Origin of the sequence: Vibrio sp. 10N.222.48.A3, assembly GCF_041475345.1 — a bacterium.
GTDB classification, from domain to species: domain Bacteria; phylum Pseudomonadota; class Gammaproteobacteria; order Enterobacterales; family Vibrionaceae; genus Vibrio; species Vibrio tasmaniensis_A.
The window spans coordinates 1-2205 of record NZ_JBFRVX010000113.1 but is presented as its reverse complement, the minus strand read 5'-3'; the positions used below and the strand labels follow the sequence as shown (position 1 = coordinate 2205).

Annotated in this window: 3 protein-coding genes and 1 pseudogene; all 4 read left to right on the top strand. The window is 40.5% G+C overall.

From position 1 onward, the window contains the following. Positions 1-108 (top strand): annotated as a pseudogene (locus AB4653_RS04250) (16S rRNA pseudouridine(516) synthase); the annotation flags it as partial. A 78-nt stretch (positions 109-186) separates the two neighbouring features. After that, on the top strand, positions 187-561 hold the full coding sequence (locus AB4653_RS04245) for a VOC family protein (RefSeq protein ID WP_017097421.1): 375 nt from the start codon (positions 187-189) through the stop codon (positions 559-561). 307 nt (positions 562-868) lie between these two features. Continuing rightward, entirely contained in the window at positions 869-1282 is a 414-nt protein-coding gene (locus AB4653_RS04240; RefSeq protein WP_102258497.1) for a GFA family protein, read from the top strand. Positions 1283-1593: 311 nt separating this feature from the next. After that, on the top strand, positions 1594-2205 hold a 612-nt coding region (locus AB4653_RS04235), incomplete at its 3' end, for a hypothetical protein (protein ID WP_372103410.1).

Here is a 2205-nt window from a genome sequence, read left to right as displayed (position 1 = left end):
GGCCTACACCGTGAACAGATTGGTGACGTTCGTTTGGATGTTGAAGCAGGCCAGTGGCGTTATCTAACTAAAGCCGAAGTTGACTCATTTCAGCAAGACTCTGAATAAGAGCTCTGAATAAACGCCGTAACCACTTAAAGCGTTAAGCGTGTCAGCACAAGAATATCAACACTATAAGGATGTAGGATGGAAAACCTCAAAGTCTCAGAAATTAAGTCTTTCGTACCCGCGAAAGACTTCGATTTATCCAAGCGCTTTTACCAGTCAATCGGCTTCGAAGTGATGTCTGAATTTCACGATATCGCCTATCTACGACACGGCGGTTGTGCGTTCCTTCTGCAAAACTTTTATGAACCTGCGCACTGTCACAATTACATGATGCACTTGCTGGTTGAAGACGTAAAAAGTTGGTATCAACACATCCAGAACTCTAATGTAGTGTCGGAATTTGAAGTTACCGTTTCCGAGGTTGTTGAACAGCCTTGGGGAATGCTTGAGTTTTGTATCACTGACCCAAGTGGTGTGCTGTGGCGTGTGGCTGAAAACATCAGGCCGCGTTAATTCATCCAACTTGCATTGATAGTATGTCTAGGTTCACGGTGCTTTTCTGTCCTATTTGCTAGAGTGACAATTTAATGAGCATGGAGGTTTTGTAATGGGAACTGTAATCGGTTTGGTGATTCTAGCTGCTATAGATTTGTATCTTGTTCGTAAAACAGGGCTTCATATTCATAAATGGATCTCTAAAAAGTATGCCGCGTATCTGTCGGATAAGGGAAACAAAAAATAGCCTTTTCTTATTAAGTCATCGGTATAAAAAACGTTATCTGCTATTCATTTTACACACATTGCAAAGATTGGAGGATTCATGAAAGGTAAAGGAAAGTGCCTATGTGGCTCGGTTGAGTTGGAAGTAGAGTACGCCAGTAATGAATTGGGGGCTTGTCATTGTAGTATGTGTAGAAATTGGTCTGGCGGTCCGATGTTAGTCATTGATTGCGCTGACTCAGTTAAAATATCAGGTGAATCAAATGTAGTGAGATATAAGTCATCCGAGTGGGCTGAGAGAGGGTTCTGCGGTAAATGTGGTACTCACTTGTTTTACTTTTTGGTGCCGAATAATCAGTATCACCTTCCTGTCGGTTTATTGATGTCTGGGGATGACTACAAATTAACTCATCAGATATTTATCGATGAAAAGCCCGCATACTACGAATTTAAAAATGAAACACAAAATATGACTGGTGCAGAAGTATTTGCCCACTTTGAAAGTGGAGAGTAGCACTTAGTTTTTGTTGGCTTAAGACTAATTCCCAACACTCTGCATTTCCAGCTCGAATTAACTTTAGTGTTTTCGGTACAATGGTTGAGGTGAGGTGGTTGCCATGTCAACCACTTAAAGCGGCGATAACTCGTCTATCCAATGATGCCTATCCGAATGAACCATGTTCTCTTACAAGTATAGCTCACCATTTTTGGCATCAACTATGTACGGTTTTTGACTGGTTAAAAGAGTTACTTAATGTTGGTAATTACTTAGGTTACTATTTAGCTCAGTATTGATTTGATATACAAAATTTTTGGACGAAGGTTATGAGAAAAATAATATTAAACATTGTCTTACTATCGGTGTTTGTTGCGTCTTTATTTCTAACAATTTCATCAGCAATAGACATTTCAAAAGAAGTGACAGTAAAGCTCCATGAGTTTGATTGGAGTGGTGTCTCCGGTGTAATGGACATGGTCATGGTTATTTTAACTTTCGTCTTACTGGTTGGACTGAAACAAGGTTCGAAATCTATTGAGGAATCGACCCGAAGTCGTAACGCCGAATTGTTGAATTGGGCGATGGAAGAGATGTCAGCATTAAAACCTGCGATTAGGTTGGTGACAGACGCTCACAAAAGAGAGCCTTATAGTCAGGTAACTAGTGACGTTAGTGTGGATTATGTATCGACATGGAGCAAAGAAGAATTACAAGCAGCTCAAGCTGTAAGTGTCGCGTTGCAGAGAATGGGGTACTTTGCTACTCATGATTTGGTATCAAAAAAGCATTTTCTGAATCTTTGGGGGCCTTTATATCTATCATGTTGGTACTCACTCGAAGGTTGGGTTAAACATAAGCGACTTCAACTTGATGAACCTTTTGATATCGCTGATGGTGCATACTCGAGGCTGTACTTTGAAAAATACGCCATGTACTGT